At 63.5% G+C, this 25,239-nt stretch carries 25 protein-coding genes and 1 tRNA gene; 21 read left to right on the top strand and 5 right to left on the bottom strand.

Annotated features, from left to right (window positions below; translation table 11 throughout):
* Nucleotides 1-11: 11 nt before the first annotated feature.
* The 4 genes from BLQ85_RS11570 to BLQ85_RS11555 form a co-directional block, all read right to left on the bottom strand.
* Entirely contained in the window at nucleotides 12-821 is an 810-nt protein-coding gene (locus BLQ85_RS11570) for an ABC transporter ATP-binding protein (protein ID WP_007864510.1), read from the bottom strand.
* Between the two features lie 16 nt (nucleotides 822-837).
* Nucleotides 838-1,803, bottom strand: a complete 966-nt coding sequence (ntrB, locus tag BLQ85_RS11565) for a nitrate ABC transporter permease (protein WP_074577103.1) — start codon at nucleotides 1,801-1,803, stop codon at nucleotides 838-840.
* Nucleotides 1,804-1,863: 60 nt separating this feature from the next.
* Nucleotides 1,864-3,108, bottom strand: coding sequence for a CmpA/NrtA family ABC transporter substrate-binding protein (locus tag BLQ85_RS11560; RefSeq protein ID WP_074577101.1), 1,245 nt, complete (start codon nucleotides 3,106-3,108; stop codon nucleotides 1,864-1,866).
* Between the two features lie 367 nt (nucleotides 3,109-3,475).
* A complete protein-coding gene (locus tag BLQ85_RS11555) occupies nucleotides 3,476-4,108 on the bottom strand; it encodes an ANTAR domain-containing response regulator (protein WP_074577098.1) in 633 nt (210 codons plus the stop codon).
* Between the two features lie 194 nt (nucleotides 4,109-4,302).
* On the opposite strand from BLQ85_RS11555, the gene tsaD reads away from it, so the two are divergent.
* Nucleotides 4,303-5,346 (top strand): tRNA (adenosine(37)-N6)-threonylcarbamoyltransferase complex transferase subunit TsaD, encoded by a 1,044-nt coding sequence (gene tsaD, locus BLQ85_RS11550; RefSeq protein WP_074577096.1) that lies wholly within the window; start codon nucleotides 4,303-4,305, stop codon nucleotides 5,344-5,346.
* A gap of 16 nt (nucleotides 5,347-5,362) precedes the next feature.
* Here tsaD and BLQ85_RS11545 read toward each other — a convergent pair whose 3' ends face one another.
* The gene (locus BLQ85_RS11545; RefSeq protein WP_074577094.1) at nucleotides 5,363-5,764 is read right to left on the bottom strand and encodes an Hsp20/alpha crystallin family protein; all 402 of its coding nucleotides are present in this window, start codon (nucleotides 5,762-5,764) and stop codon (nucleotides 5,363-5,365) included.
* 140 nt (nucleotides 5,765-5,904) lie between these two features.
* Here BLQ85_RS11545 and BLQ85_RS11540 point away from each other — a divergent pair, with 140 nt between their 5' ends.
* The 20 genes from BLQ85_RS11540 (at nucleotide 5,905) to nuoL (ending at nucleotide 25,227) form a co-directional block, all read left to right on the top strand.
* Nucleotides 5,905-7,170: a branched-chain amino acid ABC transporter substrate-binding protein gene (locus tag BLQ85_RS11540; RefSeq protein ID WP_074577092.1), complete on the top strand. Its 1,266-nt coding sequence runs from the start codon at nucleotides 5,905-5,907 to the stop codon at nucleotides 7,168-7,170.
* Nucleotides 7,171-7,224: 54 nt separating this feature from the next.
* The gene (locus BLQ85_RS11535) at nucleotides 7,225-8,427 is read left to right on the top strand and encodes a pyridoxal phosphate-dependent aminotransferase (RefSeq protein WP_256375438.1); all 1,203 of its coding nucleotides are present in this window, start codon (nucleotides 7,225-7,227) and stop codon (nucleotides 8,425-8,427) included.
* A gap of 154 nt (nucleotides 8,428-8,581) precedes the next feature.
* Nucleotides 8,582-8,848, top strand: a complete 267-nt coding sequence (rpsO, locus tag BLQ85_RS11530) for a 30S ribosomal protein S15 (RefSeq protein WP_007864491.1) — start codon at nucleotides 8,582-8,584, stop codon at nucleotides 8,846-8,848.
* Nucleotides 8,849-9,069: 221 nt separating this feature from the next.
* A complete protein-coding gene (gene pnp, locus BLQ85_RS11525; RefSeq protein WP_007864483.1) occupies nucleotides 9,070-11,187 on the top strand; it encodes a polyribonucleotide nucleotidyltransferase in 2,118 nt (705 codons plus the stop codon).
* A gap of 76 nt (nucleotides 11,188-11,263) precedes the next feature.
* Nucleotides 11,264-12,250 (top strand): NAD(P)H-quinone oxidoreductase, encoded by a 987-nt coding sequence (locus BLQ85_RS11520; protein ID WP_074577090.1) that lies wholly within the window; start codon nucleotides 11,264-11,266, stop codon nucleotides 12,248-12,250.
* Between the two features lie 7 nt (nucleotides 12,251-12,257).
* The gene (gene tpiA, locus BLQ85_RS11515; protein WP_074577086.1) at nucleotides 12,258-13,016 is read left to right on the top strand and encodes a triose-phosphate isomerase; all 759 of its coding nucleotides are present in this window, start codon (nucleotides 12,258-12,260) and stop codon (nucleotides 13,014-13,016) included.
* Between the two features lie 33 nt (nucleotides 13,017-13,049).
* Nucleotides 13,050-13,469: a preprotein translocase subunit SecG gene (gene secG / locus BLQ85_RS11510; RefSeq protein WP_007864475.1), complete on the top strand. Its 420-nt coding sequence runs from the start codon at nucleotides 13,050-13,052 to the stop codon at nucleotides 13,467-13,469.
* A 116-nt stretch (nucleotides 13,470-13,585) separates the two neighbouring features.
* Nucleotides 13,586-13,670: transfer RNA gene (locus BLQ85_RS11505), tRNA-Leu, on the top strand.
* Nucleotides 13,671-13,769: 99 nt separating this feature from the next.
* Entirely contained in the window at nucleotides 13,770-14,129 is a 360-nt protein-coding gene (locus BLQ85_RS11500) for an NADH-quinone oxidoreductase subunit A (RefSeq protein WP_007864471.1), read from the top strand.
* 61 nt (nucleotides 14,130-14,190) lie between these two features.
* Nucleotides 14,191-14,670, top strand: a complete 480-nt coding sequence (locus BLQ85_RS11495; RefSeq protein ID WP_007864469.1) for a NuoB/complex I 20 kDa subunit family protein — start codon at nucleotides 14,191-14,193, stop codon at nucleotides 14,668-14,670.
* Between the two features lie 3 nt (nucleotides 14,671-14,673).
* Nucleotides 14,674-15,282: an NADH-quinone oxidoreductase subunit C gene (locus BLQ85_RS11490; RefSeq protein ID WP_074577084.1), complete on the top strand. Its 609-nt coding sequence runs from the start codon at nucleotides 14,674-14,676 to the stop codon at nucleotides 15,280-15,282.
* Between the two features lie 24 nt (nucleotides 15,283-15,306).
* Nucleotides 15,307-16,560, top strand: coding sequence for an NADH-quinone oxidoreductase subunit D (locus BLQ85_RS11485; RefSeq protein ID WP_074577082.1), 1,254 nt, complete (start codon nucleotides 15,307-15,309; stop codon nucleotides 16,558-16,560).
* A 5-nt stretch (nucleotides 16,561-16,565) separates the two neighbouring features.
* On the top strand, nucleotides 16,566-17,060 hold the full coding sequence (nuoE, locus tag BLQ85_RS11480; RefSeq protein ID WP_074577080.1) for an NADH-quinone oxidoreductase subunit NuoE: 495 nt from the start codon (nucleotides 16,566-16,568) through the stop codon (nucleotides 17,058-17,060).
* Nucleotides 17,057-18,451: an NADH-quinone oxidoreductase subunit NuoF gene (nuoF, locus tag BLQ85_RS11475; RefSeq protein ID WP_074577078.1), complete on the top strand. Its 1,395-nt coding sequence runs from the start codon at nucleotides 17,057-17,059 to the stop codon at nucleotides 18,449-18,451. The genes nuoE and nuoF overlap by 4 nt, the downstream gene beginning before the upstream one ends.
* A 19-nt stretch (nucleotides 18,452-18,470) precedes the next feature.
* Nucleotides 18,471-20,627, top strand: coding sequence for an NADH-quinone oxidoreductase subunit NuoG (gene nuoG / locus BLQ85_RS11470; RefSeq protein ID WP_074577076.1), 2,157 nt, complete (start codon nucleotides 18,471-18,473; stop codon nucleotides 20,625-20,627).
* Entirely contained in the window at nucleotides 20,624-21,697 is a 1,074-nt protein-coding gene (gene nuoH, locus BLQ85_RS11465) for an NADH-quinone oxidoreductase subunit NuoH (RefSeq protein ID WP_074577074.1), read from the top strand. The genes nuoG and nuoH overlap by 4 nt, the downstream gene beginning before the upstream one ends.
* A 3-nt stretch (nucleotides 21,698-21,700) precedes the next feature.
* The gene (nuoI, locus tag BLQ85_RS11460) at nucleotides 21,701-22,201 is read left to right on the top strand and encodes an NADH-quinone oxidoreductase subunit NuoI (protein ID WP_007864440.1); all 501 of its coding nucleotides are present in this window, start codon (nucleotides 21,701-21,703) and stop codon (nucleotides 22,199-22,201) included.
* Nucleotides 22,202-22,239: 38 nt separating this feature from the next.
* A complete protein-coding gene (locus BLQ85_RS11455) occupies nucleotides 22,240-22,890 on the top strand; it encodes an NADH-quinone oxidoreductase subunit J (RefSeq protein WP_074577072.1) in 651 nt (216 codons plus the stop codon).
* On the top strand, nucleotides 22,887-23,195 hold the full coding sequence (nuoK, locus tag BLQ85_RS11450) for an NADH-quinone oxidoreductase subunit NuoK (RefSeq protein WP_007864437.1): 309 nt from the start codon (nucleotides 22,887-22,889) through the stop codon (nucleotides 23,193-23,195). The genes BLQ85_RS11455 and nuoK overlap by 4 nt, the downstream gene beginning before the upstream one ends.
* A gap of 7 nt (nucleotides 23,196-23,202) precedes the next feature.
* The gene (gene nuoL / locus BLQ85_RS11445) at nucleotides 23,203-25,227 is read left to right on the top strand and encodes an NADH-quinone oxidoreductase subunit L (protein ID WP_074577069.1); all 2,025 of its coding nucleotides are present in this window, start codon (nucleotides 23,203-23,205) and stop codon (nucleotides 25,225-25,227) included.
* Nucleotides 25,228-25,239 lie beyond the last annotated feature (12 nt).

Below are 25,239 nucleotides of genomic sequence, written 5' to 3'. Positions count from 1 at the left end.
TCTGGCCTGCCTCAGGCCGCTTTTTCGACGTGGCCCTGGCGCGTATAAAGAAAGTCGATCACGGCCTTGCGGTAGCCCAGGTAGCGGATGTCCTCGGCCAGCGCCACGCGCGAACGGGGCCGCGGCAACTCGACCTGCAGCACCTCGCCTATCGTGGCCGAGGGGCCGTTGGTCATCATCACGATGCGGTCGGAGAGCAGAACCGCCTCATCGACGTCATGGGTCACCATGACCACTGTGCTTTGCGTGGTGGCCACGATCTGCAGCAGCTCGTCCTGCAGCTTGGCGCGGGTCAGCGCGTCCAGCGCGCCGAAGGGTTCGTCGAGCAGCAGCACCTTGGGCTCCATGGACAGCGCGCGCGCGATGCCGACGCGCTGCTTCATGCCGCCCGAGATTTCGCCGGGGCGTTTTTGCGCCGCCGCCGTCAGCCCGACCATGGCCAGCGCCGCATCGGTGCGGGCTTTGAGTTGCGCCTTGTTTTCAGTCTCCGAGAACACGCGCTCGACCGCGAGGTAGACGTTCTCAAAACAGGTCAGCCAGGGCAGCAGCGAATGGTTCTGGAACACCACGGCGCGCTCCGGACCGGGCCCGGCGATTTCGCGGTTGGCGCACAGCAGGCTACCTTCGGTAGGCGTTGTCAGGCCGGCGATCAGGTTCAGCAGGGTGGACTTGCCGCAGCCCGAGTGGCCGATCAGGGCGACGAACTCGCCCTTGGCGACCGTCAGGTTGATGTTCTGCAGCGCGCGGAACGGCCCCTTGCGGGTCTTGAAGGTCTGCGCTACGCCCTGGATTTCGATGTACTTGGTGGTGAAGGATGTCATGGCGTATTCCCCGTGTTCAGTTCTTGACTTCTTCGAAGGTGAAGGCCGTGGCCAGCTTGATCAGCGCGAATTCCAGCACCAGGCCGACGATGCCGATCACGAAGATCGCGATGATGATGTTCTTGACGTTGAGGTTGTTCCACTCGTCCCAGACCCAGAAGCCTATGCCGACGCCGCCGGTCAGCATTTCGGCCGCCACGATCACCAGCCAGGCGGTACCGACGGCCAGGCGCACACCGGTCAGCATGTAGGGCAGCACGGCGGGGAAGAGGATCTTGGTGACGATCTTCCATTCGCTGAGCTTGAGCACGCGCGCCACGTTCATATAGTCCTGCGGCACACGCTGCACGCCGACGGCGGTGTTGATGATCATGGGCCAGATCGAGCAGATGAAGATGGTCCAGATGGCGGCTGGGTTGGCGCCCTTGAAGACCAGCAGGCCTATCGGCAGCCAGGCCAGCGGCGAGACCGGCCGCAGCAGGCTGATCAACGGGTTGAACATGCGGCTCAGGAAGTTGAAGCGGCCGATCATGAAACCGACCGGTATGCCGACGACGGCCGCCATGCCGAAACCCATGGCCACGCGCTTGAGCGAGGACAGCACGTTCCAGCCCACGCCCTGGTCATTGGGCCCCTTGCTATAGAAGGGGTCGCTGAAAATCTGCACCGCCTGGGCGAGGGTGTCCTTGGGAGACGGGATGCTGCCGCCCGTGCCCATGAACACCAGCTCCCAGACCAGCGCCAGAAGGCCCAGGCCCAGCAACGGCGGCAGCACCGCCAGCCAGAGAAACGAGGCATCCCAGGGCGCGCGGGCCGGTGCGACAGGAGCGGCCGCCTGTGCCGCGGGGGAAATGGTGGAGGGGTTTGTCATGTTGTGGGTAGCCGCCAATGGGGCAGGGCCGGCATCCCTGGCTTTGGGTTTGTCGCCGCCGCGGGCCGCGGGGGCGGCCTCAAGCGGGCTGTGGAATACGGCACTGACCATGGCGTGACCTCTTTGCGTGGGGTGGAAGGTTCGGTGGATGAGCTGGGGCGGGGCGCGGGCTCAGGCCTGGAGCTTGAAGCTGTCGGCGTACTTTTTCGGGTCCTTGCCGTCCCAGACGGCACCGTCCATCAGCTTGCTGCTGCGCATCACGTCCTTGGGAACGCTGGCCTTGGCGGCGGTGGCGGCCTGCTTGTAGACATCGATCTGGTTGATCTTTTTGGCGATGCCCAAGTAGTCCGGATGGTCCTTGATCAGGCCCCAGCGCTTGTGCTGCGTGAGGAACCACATGCCGTCGGACAGGTAGGGGAAGGTCACTGCGCCGTCGTTGTAGAACTTCATGTAGTTGGGGTCGTCCCAGGTCTTGCCCATGCCGTTCTGGTAGCGGCCCAGGATGCGCTGGTTGATCGCGTCGACGCTGGTGTTGACGTAACTCTTGTCGGCCACGGTCTCGGCCATCTTGTTCTTGTTGGTGAGGCTGGCGTCAATCCACTTACCGGCCTCGATGATGGCGGCGGTCACGGCGCGCGCCGTGTTGGGGTATTTCTGCACGAATTCCGCGGTGGTGCCCAGCACCTTTTCAGGGTGGTCCTTCCAGATGTCCTGGGTGGTCACGGCGGTCACGCCAATGCCGTCGATGATGGCGCGGTGGCCCCAGGGCTCGCCCACGCAGTAGCCGTCCATATTGCCCACGCGCATATTGGCCACCATTTGCGGCGGCGGCACGGTGATGACCTTGGCGTCCTTCATCGGGTTGATGCCGTTGGCGGCCAGCCAGTAATAAAGCCACATGGCGTGCGTGCCGGTGGGGAAGGTCTGGGCAAAGGTGTATTCGCGTTTGTCGCTGGCCATCAGCTTGGCCAGGCCCGCGCCGTCCACCGCGCCCTTGTCGGCGAGCTTCTTGGACAGCGTGATCGCCTGGCCGTTGTTGTTGAGCGTCATCAGCACGGCCATGTCCTTCTTGGGGCCGGCCGTGCCCATGTGCACGCCGTAGACCAGGCCGTAGAGCACGTGGGCGAAGTCCAGTTCGCCGTTGACCAGCTTGTCGCGCACGCCGGCCCAGCTGGCTTCCTTGGTCGGGATGATCTTGACGCCGTACTTCTGGTCTATGCCCAGCACCGAGGCCATCACCACCGAGGCGCAGTCGGTCAGGGGAATGAAGCCGATCTTGACCTCTTTTTTCTCCGGTGCGTCCGATCCCTGGGCGTATACGGCGGCGCGCAGGGCAGGGTTGATGCCCACGGCGCCCACGGCCGCGGCTTGCAGAACGGTGCGGCGTGTCAGCGAAGATTTCAGCAGTTCAGTCATGTGGTCGGCTCCAGCTAAAAAAAACAAAAGACAAAAACAAAAAAGGCGCTCGACCCGGGCAACACGTTGAACGTGATGCAGGGTGCGAACGCCTTTGTTCCTTGGGGCACCACACACTTCGTCGTTGAAGTGCTGTGCCGTATGGCCATCCTTGGCCAGTGCTTAGTGCAGTGCAAAAGCTGTGCCAGGGGCTCCGAAAGTTGACGAAAGCCTTGTTCTAGAGAGGGGGCGCGCGGGAAAACTCCCTTTGTACGCCCCCCAGGGCCAGGAGTTGCGGGGCGGGGCGCCAAAACGGCGCGGCTTGTTATTCGCACCTAATTTGTGCGCTGCACCAATTGAGGGTGGCCGGGGCGGCCCGGCCGGCGGATCAGCCCAGCAGGTCCAGGGCGTCCAGCATGCGCTGGGCCACCTCGCCCAGGCGCAGGCCCTTGTCCATGGCGGCCTTGCGCAGCTTCTCGTAGGCGGCCTGCTCGGACAGTCCCTGGCGCTGCATCAGCATGCCTTTGGCCCGGTCTATGACTTTTCGCTCGTGCAGCTCGGTTTTGGCATGCGCCAGTTCCTTTCGCAGGCCTTGCTCGTGCTCAAAGCGCGCCATGGCCACGTCCAGGATGGGGCGGATGCGGTCTGGCGAGAGCCCGGCCACCACGTAAGCCGATACGCCGGCCGCGACGGCGTCCTTGACGTGGCTGGTGTCGTTGTCGTTGGTGAACAGCACGATGGGCCGCCGCGCGTCCCGCGTCGCCATCACCACATGCTCCAGGGAATCGCGAGCCTCGCTTTCGGCGTCCACGATGATCATGTCGGGCTGCAACTGCGCCAGGCGTTCATCCAGAAAGGTGTCGGCCGGCAGCACCGCGACGATGTTGTAACCGTTTTCCAGCAGGCCTATGCGCAGCTGGCGCGAGCGCTCGGCGAGCTCCCGTGCATGGTCGTCAGCGGACGCGGACTCCAGGAGGTCCGGTGCGATGATGACCAGGCGCAGGGATTGTGACGGCGTCATGGAGGTGTAAGTGCAAGAAACGTGCCCCCACGGTCGCGCACTTCGTGTCGCTCCCTGCCCCCCGAGGGGGCCGCCCGCCTGCGGTCTGGCAAAGCCAGTTCCGCGGCTTGTGCTGGGTAGAAGAATTCCCACGAACCACAACATGTGATGGCTAAGTATCCGGGGGCGCGCTGTCTAAACCTTACACTTGAACGATGCTAGTTCTAGGTATCGAATCGAGTTGTGATGAAACCGGCGTGGCGCTGGTGGATGCCAGCGGCGCCGGCGTGCCGCGCCTGCTGTCGCATGCGCTGTACAGCCAGATCGCCATGCACCAAGCCTATGGCGGCGTGGTGCCTGAGCTGGCGAGCCGCGACCATATACGCCGTGTATTGCCCCTGACGCAGCAGGTGATGGCGGAGGCGGGCAGCAGCCTGGCGCAGGTGGATGTGGTGGCTTACACGCGCGGGCCCGGATTGGCCGGCGCGCTTCTGGTGGGGGCCGGGGTGGCTTGCTCGCTGGCGGCGGCGCTGGGCAAGCCGGCCATGGGTGTGCACCACCTGGAAGGCCATCTGCTGTCGCCCTTCCTGAGCGCCGACCCGCCGGAGTTTCCGTTTGTGGCGCTGCTGGTGTCGGGCGGCCACACCCAGCTGATGCGGGTGGACCGCGTAGGCAGCTACGAGCTGCTCGGTGAAACCATTGACGACGCGGCCGGCGAGGCCTTTGACAAGTCGGCCAAGCTCATGGGCCTGCCCTATCCGGGCGGCCCGCACTTGTCTAAGCTGGCTGAAGGAGGCGACGGCGCGGCTTTCAAGCTGCCGCGGCCCTTGCTGCACAGCGGCGACCTCGATTTTTCCTTTGCCGGGCTCAAGACCGCGGTGCTGACGCAGGCCAAAAAGCTGGGGCCAGACCTGGAAAGCCGCAAGGCCGACCTGGCGGCTGCCACGCAGGCGGCGATTGTGGAAGTGTTGGTCAAAAAATCACTGGCCGCTATGGCCCAAACCGGGCTCAAGCGCCTGGTGGTGGCCGGTGGCGTGGGCGCCAATGCGCTGCTGCGCAGCCAGCTCAATGCCGTATGCAAGCAACGCGGCATACGCGTGCATTACCCCGAATTGCATTTGTGCACCGACAACGGCGCGATGATTGCGCTGGCGGCCGGCATGCGGCTGCAGGCGGGGCTGGAAACGCTGCAGCGCGGCTACACCTTTGACGTGAAGCCGCGCTGGAACCTGGCAGAGCTGCAGGCTGAAGCAGCCTGAATCCCGGACTACCCGGTTATTGAATATCGAGGTGCGTGACGTTGCTGACGGGGACTTTTTTGCCCAGCGTCAGGGTCAGCACGCCGTTCTCGAGCTTGGCCGAGCTGTTGGCGGTGTCGATTTCCAGCGGGAAGCGCCAGGCGGCCTTGACCTTGCGGGGCGCGTCCTCTTTGCTGGCCACGCGGACCACATCGCCTTCGATGCCGATGTCCAGGTGTTCGCGGGCGAGACCCGGGACGTCGAGCTGCAGGGTGTAGGCTTTTTCCTGGTCCTCCACGCTGGCGGACTTGGCGGCGCCGGCATCGGAGAGCGAGGAGAAGGTGTCATTGAGGAATTTTTCCAGGGCGCCGTTGCTCACGACGGGCGCGTAGTGGCGATGAAAGGCGCGAGCGGGGCGATGGGCGAGAGAGTAAAACATGGCTGTTCCTTGATGGGTTAACAAGGGGCGGTTTCCCCTTACACTGCGCGGCGTTCACCGTGATTGCCGCATGCACACCAGTTAGGTGTGCAGCCGGTTTATTCAAGCCAGATTCAGCGAAAAACAGGGAGTTCTTTTTTATGCGCCAACACTTGAAACGCCTTTTCACGGCCCTATGTCTTTGCGCCGCCTTGGGTGCCGGCGCGCAGACCGCCGGCCAGCCACCGGTACGCATCGCGTTGATCGAAAGCCTGTCGGGCGCCTTTGCCAACACCGGCGAGGCGGTGTTCCGCAACCTGGTCTGGGCCACCGAACGTGTCAACGCGCGCGGCGGCGTGAAGCTGGCTGGCGGGCCGCGCAACCTGGTGGTCGAGCGCTACGACAGCAAGGGCCAGAACGAAGAGGCGCTGGCGGCTTTGCGCTCGGCCATCGACGACGGCGTGACCATCATCGCGCAGGGCAATTCGTCGGCCATCGCGGCGGTGCTCATAGACGCCATCAACAAGCACAACGAACGCGAGCCGAAAAAGCGCGTGCTCTTCCTGAACTACTCGGCGGTCGATCCCATCTTGACGAACGAAAAATGCAGCTACTGGCATTTCCGTTTCGACGCGCACGCCGACATGCGCATGGCCGCGCTCATGGACGTGCTCAAGGACGACAAGGCGCTCAAAAGCATTTACCTGATAGGCCAGGACTACAGCTTCGGCCAGGCGGTGTTGCGCGAGGCCCGCAAGCAGCTGGGCGCGCAACGCCCCGACGTGCAGATCGTGGGCGATGAGTTGCACGCGCTGGGCCGCGTCAAGGACTTCATTCCCTATGCCGCGAAGATCAAGGCCAGCGGCGCGCAGGCGGTGCTCACGGGCAACTGGGGGAACGATCTGACCCTGCTGATCAAGGCGGCCAGGGAAGTGGGCTACGAGGGCAAGTTCTACACCTTCTACGGCAATGCGCTGGGCGTGCCGGGCGCGCTGGGGGAGGCCGGCGTGGGCAAGGTGGTCGCCGTGGCCGACTGGTTCCCCAACGAGGCGGGCGCGCAGTCCGAGGCGTTTTACCAATCCTTCCGCCAGCGTTTCCCGAAACCGCAGGACGACTATGTGCACATGCGCATGCAGCTCATGGTCGAGGCCCTGGCCCAGAGCCTTGACAAAGCCGGCAGCACCGAGGCCGGCGCGGTGGCGGCGCAACTCGAGCGCGGTGCCGTCAATTTTGCGGGCCACCAGGGCGCCATGCGCGCGCTGGACCACCAGTTCCAGCAGCCGCTGCTGGTGGCGCTGATGGGCAAGCAGGGCTCGCCGGGCGTGAAGTTCGACGTGGAAGGCTCGGGCTACGGCTTTCGCGTGATCAAGACCATCTCGCCCGAGCGGGCTGAGCAGCCGAGCAGCTGCAAGATGGTCCGGCCTTGAGTTTCAATTTCTTTGTTTTTTTGACGGACGCCGGCAGGCAGATCGAACATTCCCATGACCATGAGACAAGCTGTTTTAAACCTTGAAGAATCCATGATCCGCCAGGTCGCCAATGCCGGCATGGGGCGCAGCGACGTGCTCAAGTTCTGGTTTGGCGAAAGCGACGAGGTCACGCCGGCCTTTATCCGCGACGCCGCCGCCGCTTCGCTGCAGCAGGGCGAGACCTTTTATGCCCACAACCTGGGCCTGCCCGAGCTGCGGGAAGCCATCGCGGCTTACGCCGCGGGTCTGCGCTGCCCGGGCGCCGCGCCCATCACGGCGGAGCGCATTGCGGTCACCTCGGGCGGCGTCAATGCCTTGATGCTGGCCGTGCAGGCGCTGGTGGATGCCGGCGACGAAGTGGTTGCCGTCACGCCGGTCTGGCCCAACCTGACGGCCCAGCCGGCCATCATGGGCGCGCGGGTGCGCTGCGTGAGCCTCAAGCCGGTGGCGGGCGAATGGCGGCTGGATATGGCCGAACTGCTGGCCGCCATCACGCCCAAGACCAAGCTGCTGATCGTCAATGCACCCAACAATCCCACGGGCTGGACCCTGGCGCGCGCCGAGCAGGAGGCCATCCTGGCGCATTGCCGTCAAACCGGGACCTGGATACTGGCCGACGAGGTGTATGAGCGGCTGTATTACGAGCCCACCCCGAATGGCTGCGCGCCCAGTTTCCTGGACATCGCGGCGCCTGAGGACCGGCTGGTGGTGGTCCACAGCTTTTCCAAGAGCTTTTTGATGACCGGCTGGCGCCTGGGTTGGCTGGTGATGCCGGCCACGATGACACCGCACATGGGCAAGCTGGTGGAGTTCAACACCTCCTGCGCACCCGTTTTCGTGCAGCGGGCCGGGCTGGTGGCCCTAAAACGCACGGCCGACATCACGCCGCGGGTGGTGGCGCACCTCAAAACCTGCCGCGATACCCTGGTGCCGCTGCTGCAGGCCGTGCCCGGCGTGCAACTGGCCCCGGCCAAAGGCGGCATGTACGCCTTTTTCCGGCTGCAAGACCCCGCAAACCCTGGGCGTTTTGGCGACTCGCTGGAAACGGCCAAGCGTCTGGTCGTGGAGGCTGGCCTGGGCCTGGCGCCGGGCAATGCCTTTATGGTCAATCCCGGGCCCGAGGCCCAGGGCTGGCTGCGCTGGTGCTTCGCCAGCCAGGACGTGGCCAGGCTGGGACAGGGGGTGGAGCGGCTGAAAGGCTGGCTTGGAGCCTGAACTGCTTCTCAGGCTATAATCCAAGGCTCTGCGCAGTTTGAGGCCTTTTTGGGGCCTTTTTCATGCCGGAACACGACGAAAGCGGTTTATTCATCTCCCATGTCGGGAACACTGCTTCGCTCGCAAGCGCACCTCGGTGCAGGAAAGAGAAAACATGATTGCAAAATCCGTCAAGGCCGAAATCGTCCAGGCCAACGCACGTGCCGCCGGCGACACCGGCAGCCCTGAAGTTCAAGTGGCGCTGCTGACCGGCCGCATCAACGAACTGACCCCCCATTTCAAGGCCAACGCCAAGGATCACCACGGCCGCCGCGGCCTGCTGCGCATGGTGAGCCGCCGCCGCAAGCTGCTGGACTACCTGAAGTCCAAAGACGCAGACCGTTACACCGCGCTGATCGCCAAGCTTGGCCTGCGCAAGTAATCGGTAACAAGAATTTGAAAGCGCCTGAGTTAGTTCACTAGCTCAGGCGCTTTTTACTTCGGAGCAAGGCAAAACGAGCACGCGCTGTGTCATTCCACAAAAAAAGCCCTGGGCAAGCCCGCTGAGCCCAGGCATTTTGTGGAATGGCATCGTGTTCAGCCAGCCGCCGCTCCGGGCCTCCCGCGCTGCCTCAAGCGTGTGAATTTAGTGGAGATAAGAACATGAGCATTTTCAACAAAGTCACCAAGTCCTTCCAATGGGGCCAGCACAAGGTCACGATGGAAACCGGCGAAATCGCCCGGCAGTCCAGCGGCGCCGTCGTCGTAGACATGGACGGCACCGTGGTGCTGGCCACCGTGGTCGCCAAGTCCGATGCCAAGCCCGGCCAGGATTTCTTTCCCCTGACCGTCGACTACCTCGAAAAAACCTATGCCGCCGGCCGCATCCCCGGCAGCTTCTTCAAGCGCGAAGGCCGCCCCAGCGAATTCGAAACGCTGACTTCCCGCCTGATCGACCGCCCCATCCGTCCGCTGTTCCCCGAAGGCTTCTTCAACGAAGTGCAGGTCGTGATCCACGTGCTGTCGCTGAACCCTGAAGTCGAAGGCGACATCCCCGCGCTGATCGCTTCTAGCGCCGCCCTGTCGATTTCCGGCATTCCCTTCAACGGCCCCATCGGCGCCGCGCGCGTGGCCTACATCGACGGCCAGTACGTGCTGAACCCCGGCAAGACCCAGCTCAAGGATTCGAAGATGGACCTCGTCGTGGCCGGCACCGAAGCCGCCGTGCTGATGGTCGAGTCCGAAGCCCAGCAGCTGTCCGAAGAAATCATGCTGGGCGCCGTGGTGTTCGGCCATGAGCAGGGCAATATCGCGATCAACGCGATCCACGAACTCGTGCGCGATGCCGGCAAGCCAGTCTGGGACTGGCAAGCCCCCGCCAAGAACGAGCCGCTGATCGCCAAGGTCAATGAACTCGCCGGCGCCAAGCTGCAGGCCGCCTACCAGATCCGCGCCAAGCAGGCGCGTACGCAAGCCTGCCGCGTGGTGACCTCGGACGTGATGGCCGCCCTGAAGGCCGACGGCGTGGAATTCGACAGCGTCGCCGTGGAAGGCATGCTGTTCGACATCGAAGCCAAGATCGTGCGCAGCCAGATCCTGGCAGGCGAACCCCGCATCGACGGCCGCGACACCCGCACCGTGCGCGCCATTGAAATCCGCAACAGCGTGCTGCCACGCACCCACGGCTCGGCCCTGTTCACGCGCGGCGAAACCCAGGCCCTGGTCGTGACCACGCTGGGCACCGAGCGCGACGCGCAGCGCATCGACGCGCTGTCCGGCGACTACGAAGACCGCTTCATGCTGCACTACAACATGCCTCCGTTCGCCACCGGCGAAACCGGTCGTGTCGGGAGCCCGAAACGCCGTGAAATCGGCCACGGCCGCCTGGCCAAGCGCGCGCTGGTCGCGGTGCTGCCCACCAAGGAAGAGTTCCCCTACACCATGCGCGTGGTGTCCGAGATCACCGAGTCGAACGGCTCCTCGTCGATGGCTTCGGTCTGCGGCGGCTGCCTCTCGCTGATGGACGCCGGCGTGCCGATGAAGGCCCACGTGGCCGGCATCGCCATGGGCCTGATCAAGGAAGACAACCGCTTTGCCGTGCTGACCGACATCCTGGGCGACGAAGATCACCTGGGCGATATGGACTTCAAGGTCGCGGGCACCACCTTCGGTATCACCGCGCTGCAGATGGACATCAAGATCCAGGGCATCACCAAGGAAATTATGCAGGTCGCGCTGGCCCAGGCCAAGGAAGCCCGCATGCACATCCTGGGCAAGATGCAGGAAGCCATGGGCGAGGCCAAGGCCGAAGTCTCCGACTTCGCACCCCGCCTCTACGTCATGAAGATCAACCCCGAGAAGATCCGCGACGTGATCGGCAAGGGCGGCGCCGTCATCCGCGCGCTGACCGAAGAAACCGGCACGCAGATCAACATCGAGGAAGACGGCACCATCACCATCGCCTCGAATGACAGCGCCAAGGCCGACGAAGCCAAGCGCCGCATCGCCGAGATCACCGCTGAAGTCGAAATCGGCAAGGTCTACGAAGGCCCGGTCACCAAGATCCTGGACTTCGGCGCGCTGATCAACCTGCTGCCCGGCAAGGACGGCCTGCTGCACATCAGCCAGATCGCCCACGAGCGCGTCGAGAAGGTCACCGACTACCTGAGCGAAGGCCAGATCGTCAAGGTCAAGGTTCTTGAGACCGACGAAAAAGGCCGCGTCAAGCTGTCGATGAAGGCCTTGCTGGACCGCCCGGCCCAGGACCAGGACCGGGGCTGATCCGCACCGGCCATGGATGTTGCGCCGCTTGCGCCCGGATGCCGGGCGCCGGCGGTGCAAATGAATTGCATACCCCATGAAAGCTGTTGAAATTACCTCCTACGGCGGGCCCGAGGTGTTGCGTCTGGGCGCGCGCCCGGCACCCGTCGACGGCCCGGGCGAGGTGGTGATCCGCGTGAGTGCCAGCGGTGTGAACCGCCCTGACGTGCTGCAGCGCATGGGCCACTACCCGGTGCCGCCGGGCGCATCCGATATCCCGGGCCTGGAAGTGGCCGGCGTGATCGTCTCCGGTGACGCCAAGGCCATGGCCGCGGCCGGCCTGAAGCCCGGCGACCGCGTCTGCGCGCTGGTCGCCGGTGGCGGTTATGCCGAGCTGTGCGTCGCGCCCGTCGGGCAATGCCTGCCGGTGCCCGAGGGCCTCAGCGACATCGAAGCGGCTTCGTTGCCCGAGACCTTCTTCACGGTCTGGAGCAATGTGTTCGAGCGCGCGGGCCTGCAGCCCGGTGAAACCCTGCTGGTCCAGGGCGGCTCCAGTGGCATAGGCGTGACAGCCATCCAGATCGCCAAGGCCCTGGGCGCCACAGTGCTGGTCACTGCCGGCAGCGACGACAAGTGCGCGGCCTGCGTCGCCCTGGGGGCGGACCACGCCATCAACTACAAGAGCAGCGACTTCGCCGAAGAGGTGAAGCGGCTCACGAACGGGCAGGGCGTCAACGTCATCCTGGACATGGTGGCCGGCAGTTATGTCGCGCGTGAAGTCGAATGCCTGGCCGAGGACGGCCGCCTCGCCATCATCGCGGTGCAGGGCGGCATCAAGGCCGAGGTCAACGCCGGCCTGGTGCTGCGCAAGCGCCTGACCATCACCGGTTCGACCTTGCGCCCGCGTTCCGTCGAATTCAAGGCGGCGATCGCGAAAGCGCTGAAAGAAAAAGTCTGGCCGCTGATGGCCCGCGGCGCCGTCAAGCCGGTGATCCACAGCACCTTTGCCGCGGCCGACGCGGCCAAGGCCCATGCGCTGATGGAGTCGAATTCGCATATCGGCAAAATTGTTTTGACCTGGTAAGCCAAAGATGAAAAAACTCATTGCAGGAAACTGGAAGATGAACGGCAGCCTGGCGGCCAATGCAGCCTTGCTCGACGCGCTGGCGCAGGGCCTGGGCCGCGCGCCGGCCTGCGAGGTCGCCGTTTGTGTTCCCGCGCCCTACCTGGGGCAGGTGCAGGCCATGCGTTCCACGCAAGCCGGCCTCGCGGCGATCGAACTCGGCGCGCAGGATGTCTCGGCGCAGGCCTCGGGTGCGTACACAGGCGAGGTGAGCGCCGCCATGCTCAAGGATTTCGGTTGCCGTTTTGCCATCGTCGGCCATTCGGAGCGCCGCCAGTACCACGGTGAAAGCGATGCGCTGGTGGCCGACAAGGCCAAAGCCGCGCTGGCATCGGGCATCACGCCCATCGTCTGCGTGGGCGAGACGCTGGCCGAGCGCGAAGCCGGCCACACCGAAGAGGTCGTCAAGCGCCAGCTGGCCGCGGTGATCCACACCAACGGCCACTGCATCAGCGAAATCGTCGTGGCCTATGAACCCGTGTGGGCCATAGGCACCGGCAAGACGGCGTCGCCCGAAGAAGCCCAGGCCGTGCACGCGGTGCTGCGCGCCCAGCTGAAGGCCGCCACGGACCAGTTCGCGCGTGTGAAAATCCTGTATGGCGGCAGCATGAACGCCGCCAACGCGGCAGCGCTGCTGGCCCAGCCCGACATCGACGGCGGCCTGATTGGCGGCGCCTCGCTCAAAGCCCCCGATTTTTTGACCATTATTGCTGCAGCCCGCAAATAACGAGCGCAGAACGCTATTAATTTAGGAGTAGATATGAACGTTGTATTGACCATTGTCCTCGCTGTGCAAATGCTCTCGGCGCTCGGCATGATTGGCCTGATCCTGGTGCAGCACGGCAAGGGCGCCGACATGGGCGCGGCGTTCGGCAGCGGCGGCTCGGGCAGCCTGTTCGGTGCCAGCGGCAGCGCCAACTTCCTGTCGCGCACCACCGGTGTTCTCGCCGCGCTGTTTTTTGCCTGCACCTTGCTGCTTGCTTACTTCGGCGGCAGCTCGTTGCCGCGCAGCGGCTCCAGCGTTCTCGAAGGCGCTGCCGTGACGGCACCGGCCCCTGCCGGCGCGGCTTCCGGCGCGGCCCAAATCCCCGCGACCACGGCACCCGCGAGCGGCAGCGCCGCGGTTCCCGCGCCGCCTGCGCCCGCCGCATCGGGCGCCGCGCAAATCCCGACGAAATAACGTGATTTTGCTGCCGCCTCTCGTCGGGAGAGGCGGTATTTCAGGGTAAACTCTGAGACTGTCTGGAAAGCCCAAAACCGCAAGGTTTCCTCATGCCATCCAGTCAGTTAAATACCGCGGACGTGGTGAAATTGGTAGACACGCTATCTTGAGGGGGTAGTGCCGAAAGGTGTGCGAGTTCGAGTCTCGCCGTCCGCACCAGATTGACAAGCATCGGCAGCAGCGCTCCGGCGGTGCTGTCGGCTCAAACGGCAAGCTGAAACAAACCGCACAGGTGGCTTTTCAGAAGTTGAATCCACGATGAACCTCGATCAATACCTCCCTGTTCTCCTGTTCATTCTGGTTGGTGTGGGTGTCGGCGTGGTGCCCCAGGTCCTGGGGCGTTTGTTGGGCCCCGTGCGCCCCGACAGCGAAAAAAATTCTCCTTACGAATGCGGCTTCGAGGCTTTCGAAGATGCCCGCATGAAATTTGATGTGCGCTACTACCTGGTCGCCATCCTCTTCATTCTGTTTGACCTCGAAATCGCCTTCCTCTTTCCCTGGGCCGTGGCGCTCAAGGAAATCGGCCCCGTCGGTTTCTGGTCGGTCATGATCTTCCTGGGCATTCTGGTCGTGGGCTTCGTCTACGAGTGGAAAAAAGGTGCGCTGGACTGGGAATAAGAAGCTAAAAATCCCGAGGGTTCTCTAGGGCTAGGGCGAATCTCGCCACAAAGGTACGGGTATGTCACTTGAAGGTGTTTTCAACGAAGGCTTCATGACCACGAGCTATGACTCGGTGGTGAACTGGGCCAAGACGGGTTCGCTTTGGCCCATGACGTTCGGCCTGGCCTGCTGCGCCGTCGAAATGATGCATGCCGGCGCGGCGCGCTACGACCTGGACCGCTTCGGCATGTTGTTCCGCCCCAGCCCGCGCCAGTCCGACCTGATGATCGTGGCCGGCACGCTGTGCAACAAGATGGGTCCGGCCCTGCGCAAGGTCTACGACCAGATGTCTGAGCCGCGCTGGGTGCTGTCCATGGGCTCGTGCGCCAACGGCGGCGGCTACTACCACTACAGCTATTCCGTGGTTCGCGGCTGCGACCGCATCGTGCCGGTTGACGTTTACGTGCCGGGCTGCCCGCCCACGGCCGAGGCGCTGATGTACGGCATCATCCAGCTGCAGCAGAAGATCCGCCGCACCAACACGATTGCGAGGGCATAAAGCATGTCCTCTTCCCCCGTGTCCATGGAGCAGCTCGCCGAAACGATTCACGCCGTCCTCGGCGACAAGGTCAAAAGCCTGAAGACCGCGCTCGGTGAAATCACCCTCACAGTCTCCGCCGCCGACTACCTGGCGGCCGCCACCCAGCTGCGCGATGCGCCAGGCTGCCGCTTCGAGCAACTGATCGACCTGTGCGGTGTTGACTATTCCGAATACCGGGACGGCCAGCACGACGGCCCGCGCTACTGCGTGGTGTCGCACCTGCTGTCGGTCAGCCTCAACCAGCGCGTGCGCCTGAAGGTGTTTTGTCCTGACGACGATTTCCCCGTGGTGGATTCGCTCAACGGCATCTGGAACTCGGCCAACTGGTTCGAGCGCGAGGCCTTTGACCTCTACGGCATCATCTTTGAAGGCCACAACGACCTGCGCCGCATCCTGACCGACTACGGTTTCATCGGCCATCCTTTCCGCAAGGACTTCCCGACCTCGGGCCATGTGGAGATGCGTTACGACCCCGAACAAAAGCGCGTGATTTACCAGCCGGTCACCATAGAGCCGCGCGAGATCACCCCGCGTGTGATCCGCGAAGACAACTACGGCGGCCTGCAATAAGCGGCGCCGGCAAGAGATACCCACATGGCTGAAATCAAAAACTACACGCTTAACTTTGGGCCACAGCATCCCGCGGCGCACGGTGTGCTGCGCCTCGTGCTCGAGCTTGACGGCGAGGTGATACAGCGCGCCGACCCGCACATCGGCCTCTTGCACCGCGCGACCGAAAAACTCGCCGAGAGCAAGACCTATATCCAGTCGCTGCCCTACATGGACCGGCTGGACTACGTCTCCATGATGTCCAACGAGCACGCCTACTGCCTGGCCATCGAGAAGCTGCTCGGCGTCGACGTGCCGGTGCGCGCGCAGTACATCCGCGTGATGTACGCCGAAATCACGCGCCTGCTCAACCACCTGCTGTGGCTGGGCGCGCACGGTTTTGACTGCGGCGCGATGAACATCCTGATCTACTGCTTCCGCGAGCGCGAGGCCCTGTTCGACATGTACGAGGCCGTCTCCGGCGCGCGCATGCATGCGGCCTATTTCCGCCCGGGCGGCGTCTACCGCGACCTGCCCGAGAGCATGCCGCAGTACCGCGTCAGCAAGGTCAAGAACGCCAAAGCCATCGCGGCGCTCAACGAGAACCGCCAGGGCTCGCTGCTCGACTTCATAGAAGACTTCGCCAACAAATTCCCGGGCTACGTCGACGAATACGAAACCTTGCTGACTGACAACCGCATCTGGAAGCAGCGCACGGTCGGCGTGGGTGTCGTCTCGCCCGAGCGCGCCCTCAACCTCGGCTTCACCGGCCCCATGCTCAGGGGTTCGGGTTTTGCCTGGGACCTGCGCAAGCAGCAGCCTTACGACGTCTACGACAAGATGGACTTCGACATCCCGGTCGGCAAAACCGGCGACTGCTACGACCGCTACCTGGTGCGCGTCGAAGAAATGCGCCAGTCCAACCGCATCATCAAGCAGTGCGTGGACTGGCTGCGCGTGAACCCCGGCCCCGTGATCACCAGCAACCACAAGGTCGCCGCGCCGGACCGCGAATCCATGAAGACCAACATGGAAGAGCTGATCCACCACTTCAAGCTCTTCACCGAAGGCTTCCACGTGCCCGAAGGCGAAGCCTATGCGGCGGTCGAGCACCCCAAGGGCGAGTTCGGCATCTACATCGTCAGCGACGGCGCCAACAAGCCTTATCGCCTGAAGATCCGTCCGCCGGGTTTCCCGCACCTCGCGGCCATGGACGAAATGTCACGCGGCCACATGATCGCCGACGCCGTCGCCGTGATCGGCACCATGGATATTGTGTTCGGTGAAATTGACCGGTAGTCCCCATGATTTCTGAACAAACCAGAGCGCGCTTCGACCGCGAAGTCGCCAAATACCCCGCGGACCAGAAACAGTCGGCCGTCATGGCCTGCCTGACCATCCTGCAGGAAGAGCACGGCTACGTGAGCGCCGAGAGCGAAAAAGCCGTGGCCGAATACCTCGGCATGGCGCCTATCGCCGTGCACGAAGTCACGACCTTCTACAACATGTACAACCAGCGTCCCGTTGGCAAGTACAAGCTCAACGTCTGCACCAACCTGCCGTGCCAGCTGCGCGACGGCGCCAAGGCGCTCAAGCACCTGGAGCACAAGCTGGGCATCGCCATGGGTGAGACCAGCGCCGACGGCCTGTTCACGCTGCAGCAATCCGAATGCCTGGGCGCCTGCGCGGATTCGCCGGTGATGCTGGTCAACGACCTCACCATGTGCAGCTTCATGAGCAACGAAAAGCTGGACCAGCTCATCGAAGGTCTCAAATCCGCCGAGGCAAAGCAACCATGACGCTCGCTCCCTTGTCTTCCAACAGCGCGGCCGCGCAAAGCGTGCTATCCCAGTTCGCGGCCACCGGCGTGCAGACCTGCTTCCACGGCCGGCACATCAACCCGCAAATCCTGGCCGACCTCAACGGCAGCAACTGGCGCCTGAAGGACTACGAAGCCCGCGGCGGCTACCAGGCCCTGCGCAAGATCCTCAAGCAGGACGGCGGCGAGGGCATGACGCCCGACCAGGTCATCGCCGAGGTCAAGGCCGGCAGCCTGCGCGGCCGCGGCGGCGCGGGTTTCCCGACCGGGCTCAAGTGGAGTTTCATGCCGCGCCAGTTCCCGGGCCAGAAATACCTGGTGTGCAACTCGGACGAGGGCGAGCCGGGCACCTGCAAAGACCGCGACATCATGCAGTACAACCCGCACAGCGTGATCGAGGGCATGGCGATTGCTGCTTACGCCATGGGCATCAGCGTGGGCTACAACTACATCCACGGCGAAATTTTCGCGACCTACCAGCGCTTTGAAGAAGCGCTCGAAGAGGCGCGCGCCGCCGGCCTGCTGGGCAACAACATCTTCGGCAGCGGCTTCAGCTTCCAGCTGCATGCCTCGCACGGCTTTGGCGCCTACATCTGCGGCGAAGAAACCGCGCTGCTCGAGTCGCTCGAAGGCAAAAAAGGCCAGCCGCGCTTCAAGCCGCCGTTCCCGGCCAGCTTCGGCCTCTACGGCAAGCCCACCACCATCAACAACACCGAGACCTTCGCGGCCGTGCCCTGGATCATCCGCAACGGCGGCCAGGCCTACCTCGAATGCGGCAAGCCCAACAACGGCGGCACCAAGATCTATTCGGTCTCGGGCGACGTCGAACTGCCGGGCAACTATGAAGTGCCCATGGGCACGCCGTTCTCCAAGCTGCTGGAACTCGCAGGCGGCGTGCGCAAGGGCCGCACGCTCAAGGCCGTGATCCCCGGCGGGTCGTCGGCCCCCGTGCTGCCGGCTTCGATCATGATGGAATGCACCATGGACTACGACTCCATCGCCAAGGCCGGCTCCATGCTGGGCTCGGGCGCGGTGATCGTCATGGACGACAGCCGCTGCATGGTCGAGTCGCTCAAGCGCCTGTCCTACTTCTACATGCATGAATCCTGCGGCCAATGCACGCCTTGCCGCGAAGGCACGGGCTGGCTCTGGCGCGTCGTGGACCGCATCCACAACGGCCACGGCAAACAGACCGACATGGACCTGCTCAACTCGGTGGCCGACAACATCCAGGGCCGCACCATCTGCGCGCTGGGCGATGCCGCGGCCATGCCGGTGCGCGCCATGATCAAGCATTTCCGCCATGAGTTTGAAGCCATGATCAAGCCACAAGTCTCCCACGCTCCGGTTTCGGCTGCCGCGCAAGCCTGAACCGCGGAAAGAAAAAAATATGGTTGAAATAGAACTCGACGGCCAGAAGGTGGAAGTGCTTGAAGGCAGCACGGTGATGCATGCGGCCGAAAAAGCCGGCACCTACATTCCTCACTTCTGCTATCACAAGAAGCTCAGCATTGCCGCCAACTGCCGCATGTGCCTGGTCGATGTGGAAAAAGCGCCCAAGCCCATGCCGGCCTGCGCCACGCCCGTCACCCAGGGCATGATAGTCCGCACCAAGAACGACAAAGCCATCAAGGCCCAGAAGGGCGTGATGGAGTTCCTGCTGATCAACCACCCGCTGGACTGCCCGATCTGCGACCAGGGCGGCGAGTGCCAGCTGCAGGACCTGGCCGTCGGCTACGGCGGCAGCGAATCGCGCTACGAGGAAGAAAAGCGCGTGGTCTTCCACAAGGACGTCGGCCCGCTGATCTCCATGCAGGAGATGAGCCGCTGCATCCATTGCACGCGCTGCGTGCGTTTCGGCCAGGAAGTGGCCGGCGTGATGGAACTGGGCATGTCGCACCGCGGCGAGCACGCCGAGATCGAAACCTTCGTCGGCATGTCGGTAGATTCCGAACTGTCCGGCAACATGATAGACATCTGCCCGGTCGGCGCGCTGACCAGCAAGCCTTTCCGCTACAGCGCCCGCACCTGGGAACTGTCGCGCCGCAAGTCGGTCAGCCCGCACGACTCGACCGGCGCCAACCTGATCGTCCAGGTCAAGAGCAACAAGGTCATGCGCGTCGTGCCGCTGGAGAACGAAGACATCAACGAATGCTGGATCGCCGACCGCGATCGTTTTTCGTATGAAGCCCTCAACGGCGACGAACGCCTGACCAGCCCCATGCTCAAGCAGGGCGGCGAATGGAAAACCGTCGACTGGCAGACCGCGCTCGAATACGTGGCCAACGGCCTCAAGCAGATCAAGGCCGACCACGGCGCCGCCAGCATCGGCACCCTGGCCAGCCCGCACAGCACGCTCGAAGAACTCTACCTGGCCGCCTCGCTGATGCGCGGCCTGGGCAGCGAAAACATCGACTACCGCCTGCGCAACGCCGAGTTCGCCGCGCCTTCGGCCATTCGCTGGCTGGGCACCTCCATCGCTTCGCTGTCGCAGCTGCAGCGTGTGCTCGTGGTGGGTTCCAACCTGCGCAAGGACCATCCGCTGTTCGCACAACGCATACGCCAGGCCGTGCGCAAGGGTGGGGCGCTGAGCACCATCAACTCTGCCACCGAACTGGCAAGCGCCGATGCCTGGGCCATGCCCATCGCCAACACGCTGCTCGCAGCGCCTGAGGCCTGGGCCCAGGCCCTGGCCGATGTGGCGGCCGCGGTTGCCGCCGACAAGGGCGTCACGGCACCGGCAGCCGGCCAGGCCACCGATGCGGCCAAGGCCATCGCCAAGTCCCTGCTGGGCGGTGAGCGCAAAGCCATCTTGCTGGGCAATGCCGCCGCGCACCACGCCAAGGCCTCCAGCCTGCTGGCGCTGGCCAACTGGATTGGCGCGCAGACCGGTGCCAGCGTGGGCTACCTCACCGAAGCGGCCAACACCGTGGGCGCCCAACTGGCCGGCGCTGTGCCTGCCGGCAAGGGCCTGCATGCCGGCCAGATGCTGGACGGCCAGCTCAAGGCGGTGATCCTGCTCAACAACGAACCCGAGTTTGATTCGGCCGCGGGCGCCAGGGCCAAGTCCTCGCTCAACACCGCGCAAATGGTCGTGACGCTGAGCCCCTTCAAGGCCAACATGGCTTTCAGCGACGTGCTGCTGCCTATCGCCCCTTTCACCGAAACCTCCGGCACTTTTGTGAACGCCGAAGGCCGCGTGCAGGGCTTTCACGCCGTCGTCAAGCCGTTGGGCGATACGCGCCCAGCCTGGAAGGTGCTGCGTGTGCTCGCCAACTTGCTGGGCTTGCCCGGCTTTGATTTTGAATCCTCGCAGGACGTGCTCAAGCAGGTCGCCGGCGCCGATGCGGCGCAGCTGCCCGCGGACAAGCTGGGCAACGGTACCCAGGCAGGCATCGACCTGTCGGCGCTTGCCGCCCAGGCGCCTGCCGTGGCCAGCATTTACCAGCTCGACGGGTTGGTCAGGCGCGCGACCTCGCTGCAGCTCACGGCCGATGCCCGCCAGGCCGCCGGCCTGCAGGCCCAGCTTGAAGGAGCAGGCGCATGATTGACGGAATCTTCGCCTTCGGCCAGGGTTTGATGGGCGGCATCTGGCCGGGCACCGTGTGGCCCGTGCTGTGGACGCTTATCAAGATCGTCTGCGTGCTGGCGCCGCTGATGGGCCTGGTGGCTTACCTGACCTTGTGGGAACGCAAGGCCATCGGTTTCACCCAGATCCGACTAGGCCCCAACCGCGTCGGGCCTTTCGGCCTGCTGCAGCCCATCGCCGACGCGCTCAAGCTGCTGACCAAGGAAATCATCATCCCCACGGCGGCCAGCAAGGGCCTGTTCGTGCTGGGCCCCATCATGACCATCATGCCGGCCCTGGCCGCCTGGGCCGTCATTCCCTTTGGCCCGGAGATCGCGCTGGCCAACATCAACGCGGGCCTGCTGTTCCTCATGGCCATCACTTCGCTGGAAGTGTATGGCGTGATCATCGCGGGCTGGGCCTCCAACTCCAAATACGCCTTCCTGGGAGCCATGCGTGCCTCGGCGCAAATGGTGAGCTATGAAATCGCCATGGGTTTCTGCCTGGTGGTGGTGCTCATGGTGTCGGGCAGCCTCAACATGACCGACATCGTGATGAGCCAGGGCAAGGGCATGCTGGCAAGCAGCGGCTGGACCTTCCTGTCCTGGAACTGGCTGCCGCTGTTGCCTATCTTTGTCGTGTACTTCATCTCCGGCCTGGCCGAGACCAACCGCCACCCCTTCGACGTCGTTGAAGGCGAATCCGAAATCGTGGCCGGCCACATGGTCGAATACTCGGGCATGGCCTTCGCGATGTTCTTCCTGGCTGAATACGCGAACATGTGGCTGGTCGCCATCCTGGCGGTGCTGATGTTCCTGGGCGGCTGGCTGCCGCCCGTTGAAGCCCTGAGCTTCATCCCGGGCTGGATCTGGCTGGGCGCCAAGACTTTTGTCGTGGTCACCATGTTCCTGTGGGTGCGCGCCACCTTCCCGCGTTTCCGTTATGACCAGATCATGCGTTTGGGTTGGAAGATTTTTATCCCCGTGACCCTGGTCTGGCTGGTGGTCGTTGGCGCCTGGATGCAGACGCCCTACAACATCTGGAAATAAACCATGTCTTCCGCAGTAGCTTCCGTCAAGGATTTTGTTTCGAGCTTCATGCTCACCGAGCTGTTCAAGGGCATGGCCCTGACCGGCAAGTACATGTTCAGCCGCAAGATCACGGTCCAGTTCCCCGAGGAAAAAACCCCGCTCAGCCCGCGTTTTCGCGGCCTGCACGCCCTGCGCCGCTATGACAACGGCGAGGAGCGCTGCATCGCCTGCAAGCTCTGCGAAGCGGTGTGCCCGGCCATGGCCATCACCATTGAATCCGACGTGCGTGAAGACGGCAGTCGCCGCACCTCGCGTTACGACATCGACCTGACCAAATGCATCTTCTGCGGTTTCTGCGAAGAAAGCTGCCCGGTCGACTCCATCGTCGAGACCCACATCTTTGAATACCACGGCGAAAAACGCGGCGACCTGTATTTCACCAAAGAGATGCTGCTGGCCGTGGGCGACCGTTATGAGTCCGAAATTGCCGCCAACCGCGCGGCGGATGCCAAGTACCGCTGAACCCCAGGCCGCTGGCTCAAGAAAGAATCCACAACAACATGGACGCTAAAACAGGTCTTTTTTATGTTTTCGCCGCGGTGCTGCTGTTTGCGGCATTCAAGGTGATTACCGCGCGCAACCCGGTGCATGCGGCGCTGTACCTCGTGCTGGCCTTCTTCCAGGCGTCCGCCGTCTGGATTCTGCTCAAGGCCGAGTTCCTGGCCATCACGCTGGTGCTGGTCTACGTGGGCGCCGTGATGGTGCTCTTCCTGTTCGTCGTGATGATGCTGGACATCAACATCGACAGTGTGCGCAAGGGCTTCTGGAAGCATTTCCCGCTGGCCGGCTCCGTCGGCGCCATCATCGCGCTGGAAATGTCTTACGTGCTGATGGGCGGCTTTCGTGAGCCGCCCAAGGTCGCGTCCGGCGCGGGCCAGATAGGCGCTCAGCTTTCCAATACCAAGGAGCTCGGCAAGCTGCTGTACTCCGAATACCTCTACCCGCTGGAAGTCGCCGCGGTGATCCTGCTGGTGGCCATCATTGCCGCCATCGCGCTGACCCTGCGCGCGCGCAAGGACTCCAAATACCAGAACCCGTCGGAGCAGATCCGGGTCAAGCGTTCGGACCGCGTCAGCCTGGTCAAGATGAAATCCGTCGTGGCCGCACCGCCGGTCGTCGCAGCTGTACCCGCCGAGGAGAAGAAGGCATGACGCTCACCCTGGGACATTTTCTTTCACTGGGTGCGATGCTGTTCGCGCTGTCGGTCATCGGCATCTTCCTGAACCGCAAGAACCTCATCGTGCTGCTCATGGCCATCGAGCTCATGCTGCTGGCGGTCAACATGAATTTTGTGGCCTTCTCGTATTACCTGAACGACATGGCCGGCCAGGTTTTTGTGTTCTTCATCCTGACCGTCGCCGCGGCCGAATCGGCCATAGGCCTGGCCATCCTGGTGCTGCTGTTCCGCAACAAGTCCAGCATCAACGTCGACGAACTCAACACGCTCCAAGGCTAAAAACAAGATGAGCCAAACCCTTTCCGCATCGGCCCTGCTGGCCGTCCCGCTGGCGCCGCTGGCCGGCGCCCTGGCGGCCGGTATCCTCGGTACCTCCTTCGGCGGCAACTGGATAGGCCGGCGCCTGTCGCACAGCCTGACGATTCTCGGCGTGCTGGTGGCCTTCATTATTTCGGCCATGACGCTCAAGAGCGTGGCCATCGACGGTGCGCGCTTCAACGAAACGCTCTACACCTGGATGAACGTCGGCGGCCTGAAAATGGAAATCGGCTTCCTGGTTGACGGCCTCACGGCCATGATGATGTGCGTGGTGACTTTTGTGTCCCTGATGGTGCACATCTACACCATAGGCTATATGGAGGAAGACGAGGGCTACAACCGCTTCTTCGCCTACATCTCGCTGTTCACCTTCTCCATGCTGATGCTCGTCATGAGCAACAACATGCTGCAGCTGTTCTTCGGCTGGGAGGCCGTGGGCCTGGTGTCCTACCTGCTGATCGGTTTCTGGTTCAACAAGCCGACCGCCATCTTCGCGAACATGAAGGCCTTCCTGGTCAACCGCGTGGGTGACTTCGGCTTCATCCTCGGCATTGGCCTGATCGCCGCCTATGCCGGCACGCTGAATTACGCCGAAGCGTTTGCCAAGGCCGATGAACTCTCCAAGCTGACGTTCCCGGGCACCGGCTGGATGCTGGTCACCGTGGTCTGCATCTGCCTCTTCATTGGTGCCATGGGCAAGTCGGCGCAGTTTCCGCTGCATGTCTGGCTACCCGACTCCATGGAAGGCCCGACCCCGATCTCCGCGCTGATCCATGCTGCCACCATGGTGACGGCCGGCATCTTCATGGTGGCGCGCATGTCGCCGCTGTTCGAACTCAGCGACACCGCGCTGAGCTTCGTCATGGTGATAGGCGCCATCACGGCCCTGTTCATGGGCTTTCTCGGCATCATCCAGAACGACATCAAACGCGTGGTCGCGTATTCCACGCTGTCGCAGCTGGGTTACATGACGGTGGCGCTGGGCGCTTCCGCTTATTCCGTCGCGGTGTTCCACCTGATGACGCATGCCTTCTTCAAGGCGCTGCTGTTCCTGGCGGCTGGCTCGGTCATTATCGGCATGCACCACAACCAGGACATCCGCTGGATGGGCGGCGTGCGCAAGTACATGCCCGTCACCTGGATCACTTCGCTGCTGGGCACGCTGGCCCTGATAGGCACGCCCTTGTTCGCGGGTTTCTATTCCAAGGACAGCATCATTGAAGCCGTGCATGAGAGCCACCTGGCGGGTGCCGGCTTCGCCTACTTCGCGGTGCTGGCGGGCGTCTTCGTGACGGCCTTCTACTCCTTCCGCCTGTATTTCCTGGTGTTCCACGGCAAGGAGCGCTTCGACCAGAATCCCGACGCGCACCACCATGGCCACGACGACCACGGCCACCATGGCGAGCACCATGCGCCGCACGAGTCCCCCTGGGTGGTGACGGTGCCGCTGATCCTGCTGGCGATTCCGTCGGTGGTCATCGGTTTCATGACGATTGAGCCCATGCTGTACGGCGGATTCTTCAAGGACGCCATCTTCGTGAACCTCGAAAAACACCCCGCCATGGAAGAGCTCAAGCAGCTGTTCCACGGACCGGCGCAGATGGCCTTGCATGGGCTGATGGCGCCGCCGTTCTGGCTGGCCCTGTCGGGCTCGGTGCTGGCCTGGTATATGTACATGGTCAACCCGGCCCTGCCGGCCGCGATCAAGCGCATGTTCATGCCTGTGTTCACGTTGCTCGACAACAAGTACTACTTCGACTGGTTCAATGAAAACGTGCTGGCCCGCGGCACCCGCCTGCTCGGCACCGCCCTCTGGAAGGGCGGCGACCAGAAGCTGATCGACGGCGCGCTGGTCAACGGTTCGTGGAAGCTGGTCGGCTGGGTTTCCGGCGTGGTGCGCCGGCTGCAGTCCGGCTACATCTACCACTATGCCTTCGGCATGATTGTTGGCGTGTTTGTGTTGATGACGTATTTCGTCTGGCTCAATCGCTGATCAGTTCAACAA

This window comes from Polaromonas sp. JS666 (genome assembly GCF_900103405.1).
Classification (GTDB): Bacteria; Pseudomonadota; Gammaproteobacteria; order Burkholderiales; family Burkholderiaceae_C; genus Polaromonas.
Note: the sequence above shows the minus strand (reverse complement) of the source record. Positions and strands in the feature narration are given on the sequence as shown.

Coding starts and splice junctions, on each gene's coding strand:
- BLQ85_RS11540 (WP_074577092.1), top strand. CDS start 5,905: ATGCGCCAACACTTGAAACGCCTTTTCACGGCCCTATGTCTTTGCGCC.
- nuoL (WP_074577069.1), top strand. CDS start 23,203: ATGAGCCAAACCCTTTCCGCATCGGCCCTGCTGGCCGTCCCGCTGGCG.
- BLQ85_RS11495 (WP_007864469.1), top strand. CDS start 14,191: ATGTCACTTGAAGGTGTTTTCAACGAAGGCTTCATGACCACGAGCTAT.
- rpsO (WP_007864491.1), top strand. CDS start 8,582: ATGATTGCAAAATCCGTCAAGGCCGAAATCGTCCAGGCCAACGCACGT.
- BLQ85_RS11555 (WP_074577098.1), bottom strand. CDS start 4,108: ATGACGCCGTCACAATCCCTGCGCCTGGTCATCATCGCACCGGACCTC.
- BLQ85_RS11500 (WP_007864471.1), top strand. CDS start 13,770: ATGAACCTCGATCAATACCTCCCTGTTCTCCTGTTCATTCTGGTTGGT.
- nuoE (WP_074577080.1), top strand. CDS start 16,566: ATGATTTCTGAACAAACCAGAGCGCGCTTCGACCGCGAAGTCGCCAAA.
- tsaD (WP_074577096.1), top strand. CDS start 4,303: ATGCTAGTTCTAGGTATCGAATCGAGTTGTGATGAAACCGGCGTGGCG.
- nuoK (WP_007864437.1), top strand. CDS start 22,887: ATGACGCTCACCCTGGGACATTTTCTTTCACTGGGTGCGATGCTGTTC.
- BLQ85_RS11535 (WP_256375438.1), top strand. CDS start 7,225: ATGACCATGAGACAAGCTGTTTTAAACCTTGAAGAATCCATGATCCGC.
- BLQ85_RS11545 (WP_074577094.1), bottom strand. CDS start 5,764: ATGTTTTACTCTCTCGCCCATCGCCCCGCTCGCGCCTTTCATCGCCAC.
- BLQ85_RS11570 (WP_007864510.1), bottom strand. CDS start 821: ATGACATCCTTCACCACCAAGTACATCGAAATCCAGGGCGTAGCGCAG.
- BLQ85_RS11560 (WP_074577101.1), bottom strand. CDS start 3,108: ATGACTGAACTGCTGAAATCTTCGCTGACACGCCGCACCGTTCTGCAA.
- BLQ85_RS11455 (WP_074577072.1), top strand. CDS start 22,240: ATGGACGCTAAAACAGGTCTTTTTTATGTTTTCGCCGCGGTGCTGCTG.
- BLQ85_RS11490 (WP_074577084.1), top strand. CDS start 14,674: ATGTCCTCTTCCCCCGTGTCCATGGAGCAGCTCGCCGAAACGATTCAC.
- secG (WP_007864475.1), top strand. CDS start 13,050: ATGAACGTTGTATTGACCATTGTCCTCGCTGTGCAAATGCTCTCGGCG.
- tpiA (WP_074577086.1), top strand. CDS start 12,258: ATGAAAAAACTCATTGCAGGAAACTGGAAGATGAACGGCAGCCTGGCG.
- BLQ85_RS11485 (WP_074577082.1), top strand. CDS start 15,307: ATGGCTGAAATCAAAAACTACACGCTTAACTTTGGGCCACAGCATCCC.
- ntrB (WP_074577103.1), bottom strand. CDS start 1,803: ATGGTCAGTGCCGTATTCCACAGCCCGCTTGAGGCCGCCCCCGCGGCC.
- nuoH (WP_074577074.1), top strand. CDS start 20,624: ATGATTGACGGAATCTTCGCCTTCGGCCAGGGTTTGATGGGCGGCATC.
- nuoF (WP_074577078.1), top strand. CDS start 17,057: ATGACGCTCGCTCCCTTGTCTTCCAACAGCGCGGCCGCGCAAAGCGTG.
- nuoI (WP_007864440.1), top strand. CDS start 21,701: ATGTCTTCCGCAGTAGCTTCCGTCAAGGATTTTGTTTCGAGCTTCATG.
- BLQ85_RS11520 (WP_074577090.1), top strand. CDS start 11,264: ATGAAAGCTGTTGAAATTACCTCCTACGGCGGGCCCGAGGTGTTGCGT.
- nuoG (WP_074577076.1), top strand. CDS start 18,471: ATGGTTGAAATAGAACTCGACGGCCAGAAGGTGGAAGTGCTTGAAGGC.
- pnp (WP_007864483.1), top strand. CDS start 9,070: ATGAGCATTTTCAACAAAGTCACCAAGTCCTTCCAATGGGGCCAGCAC.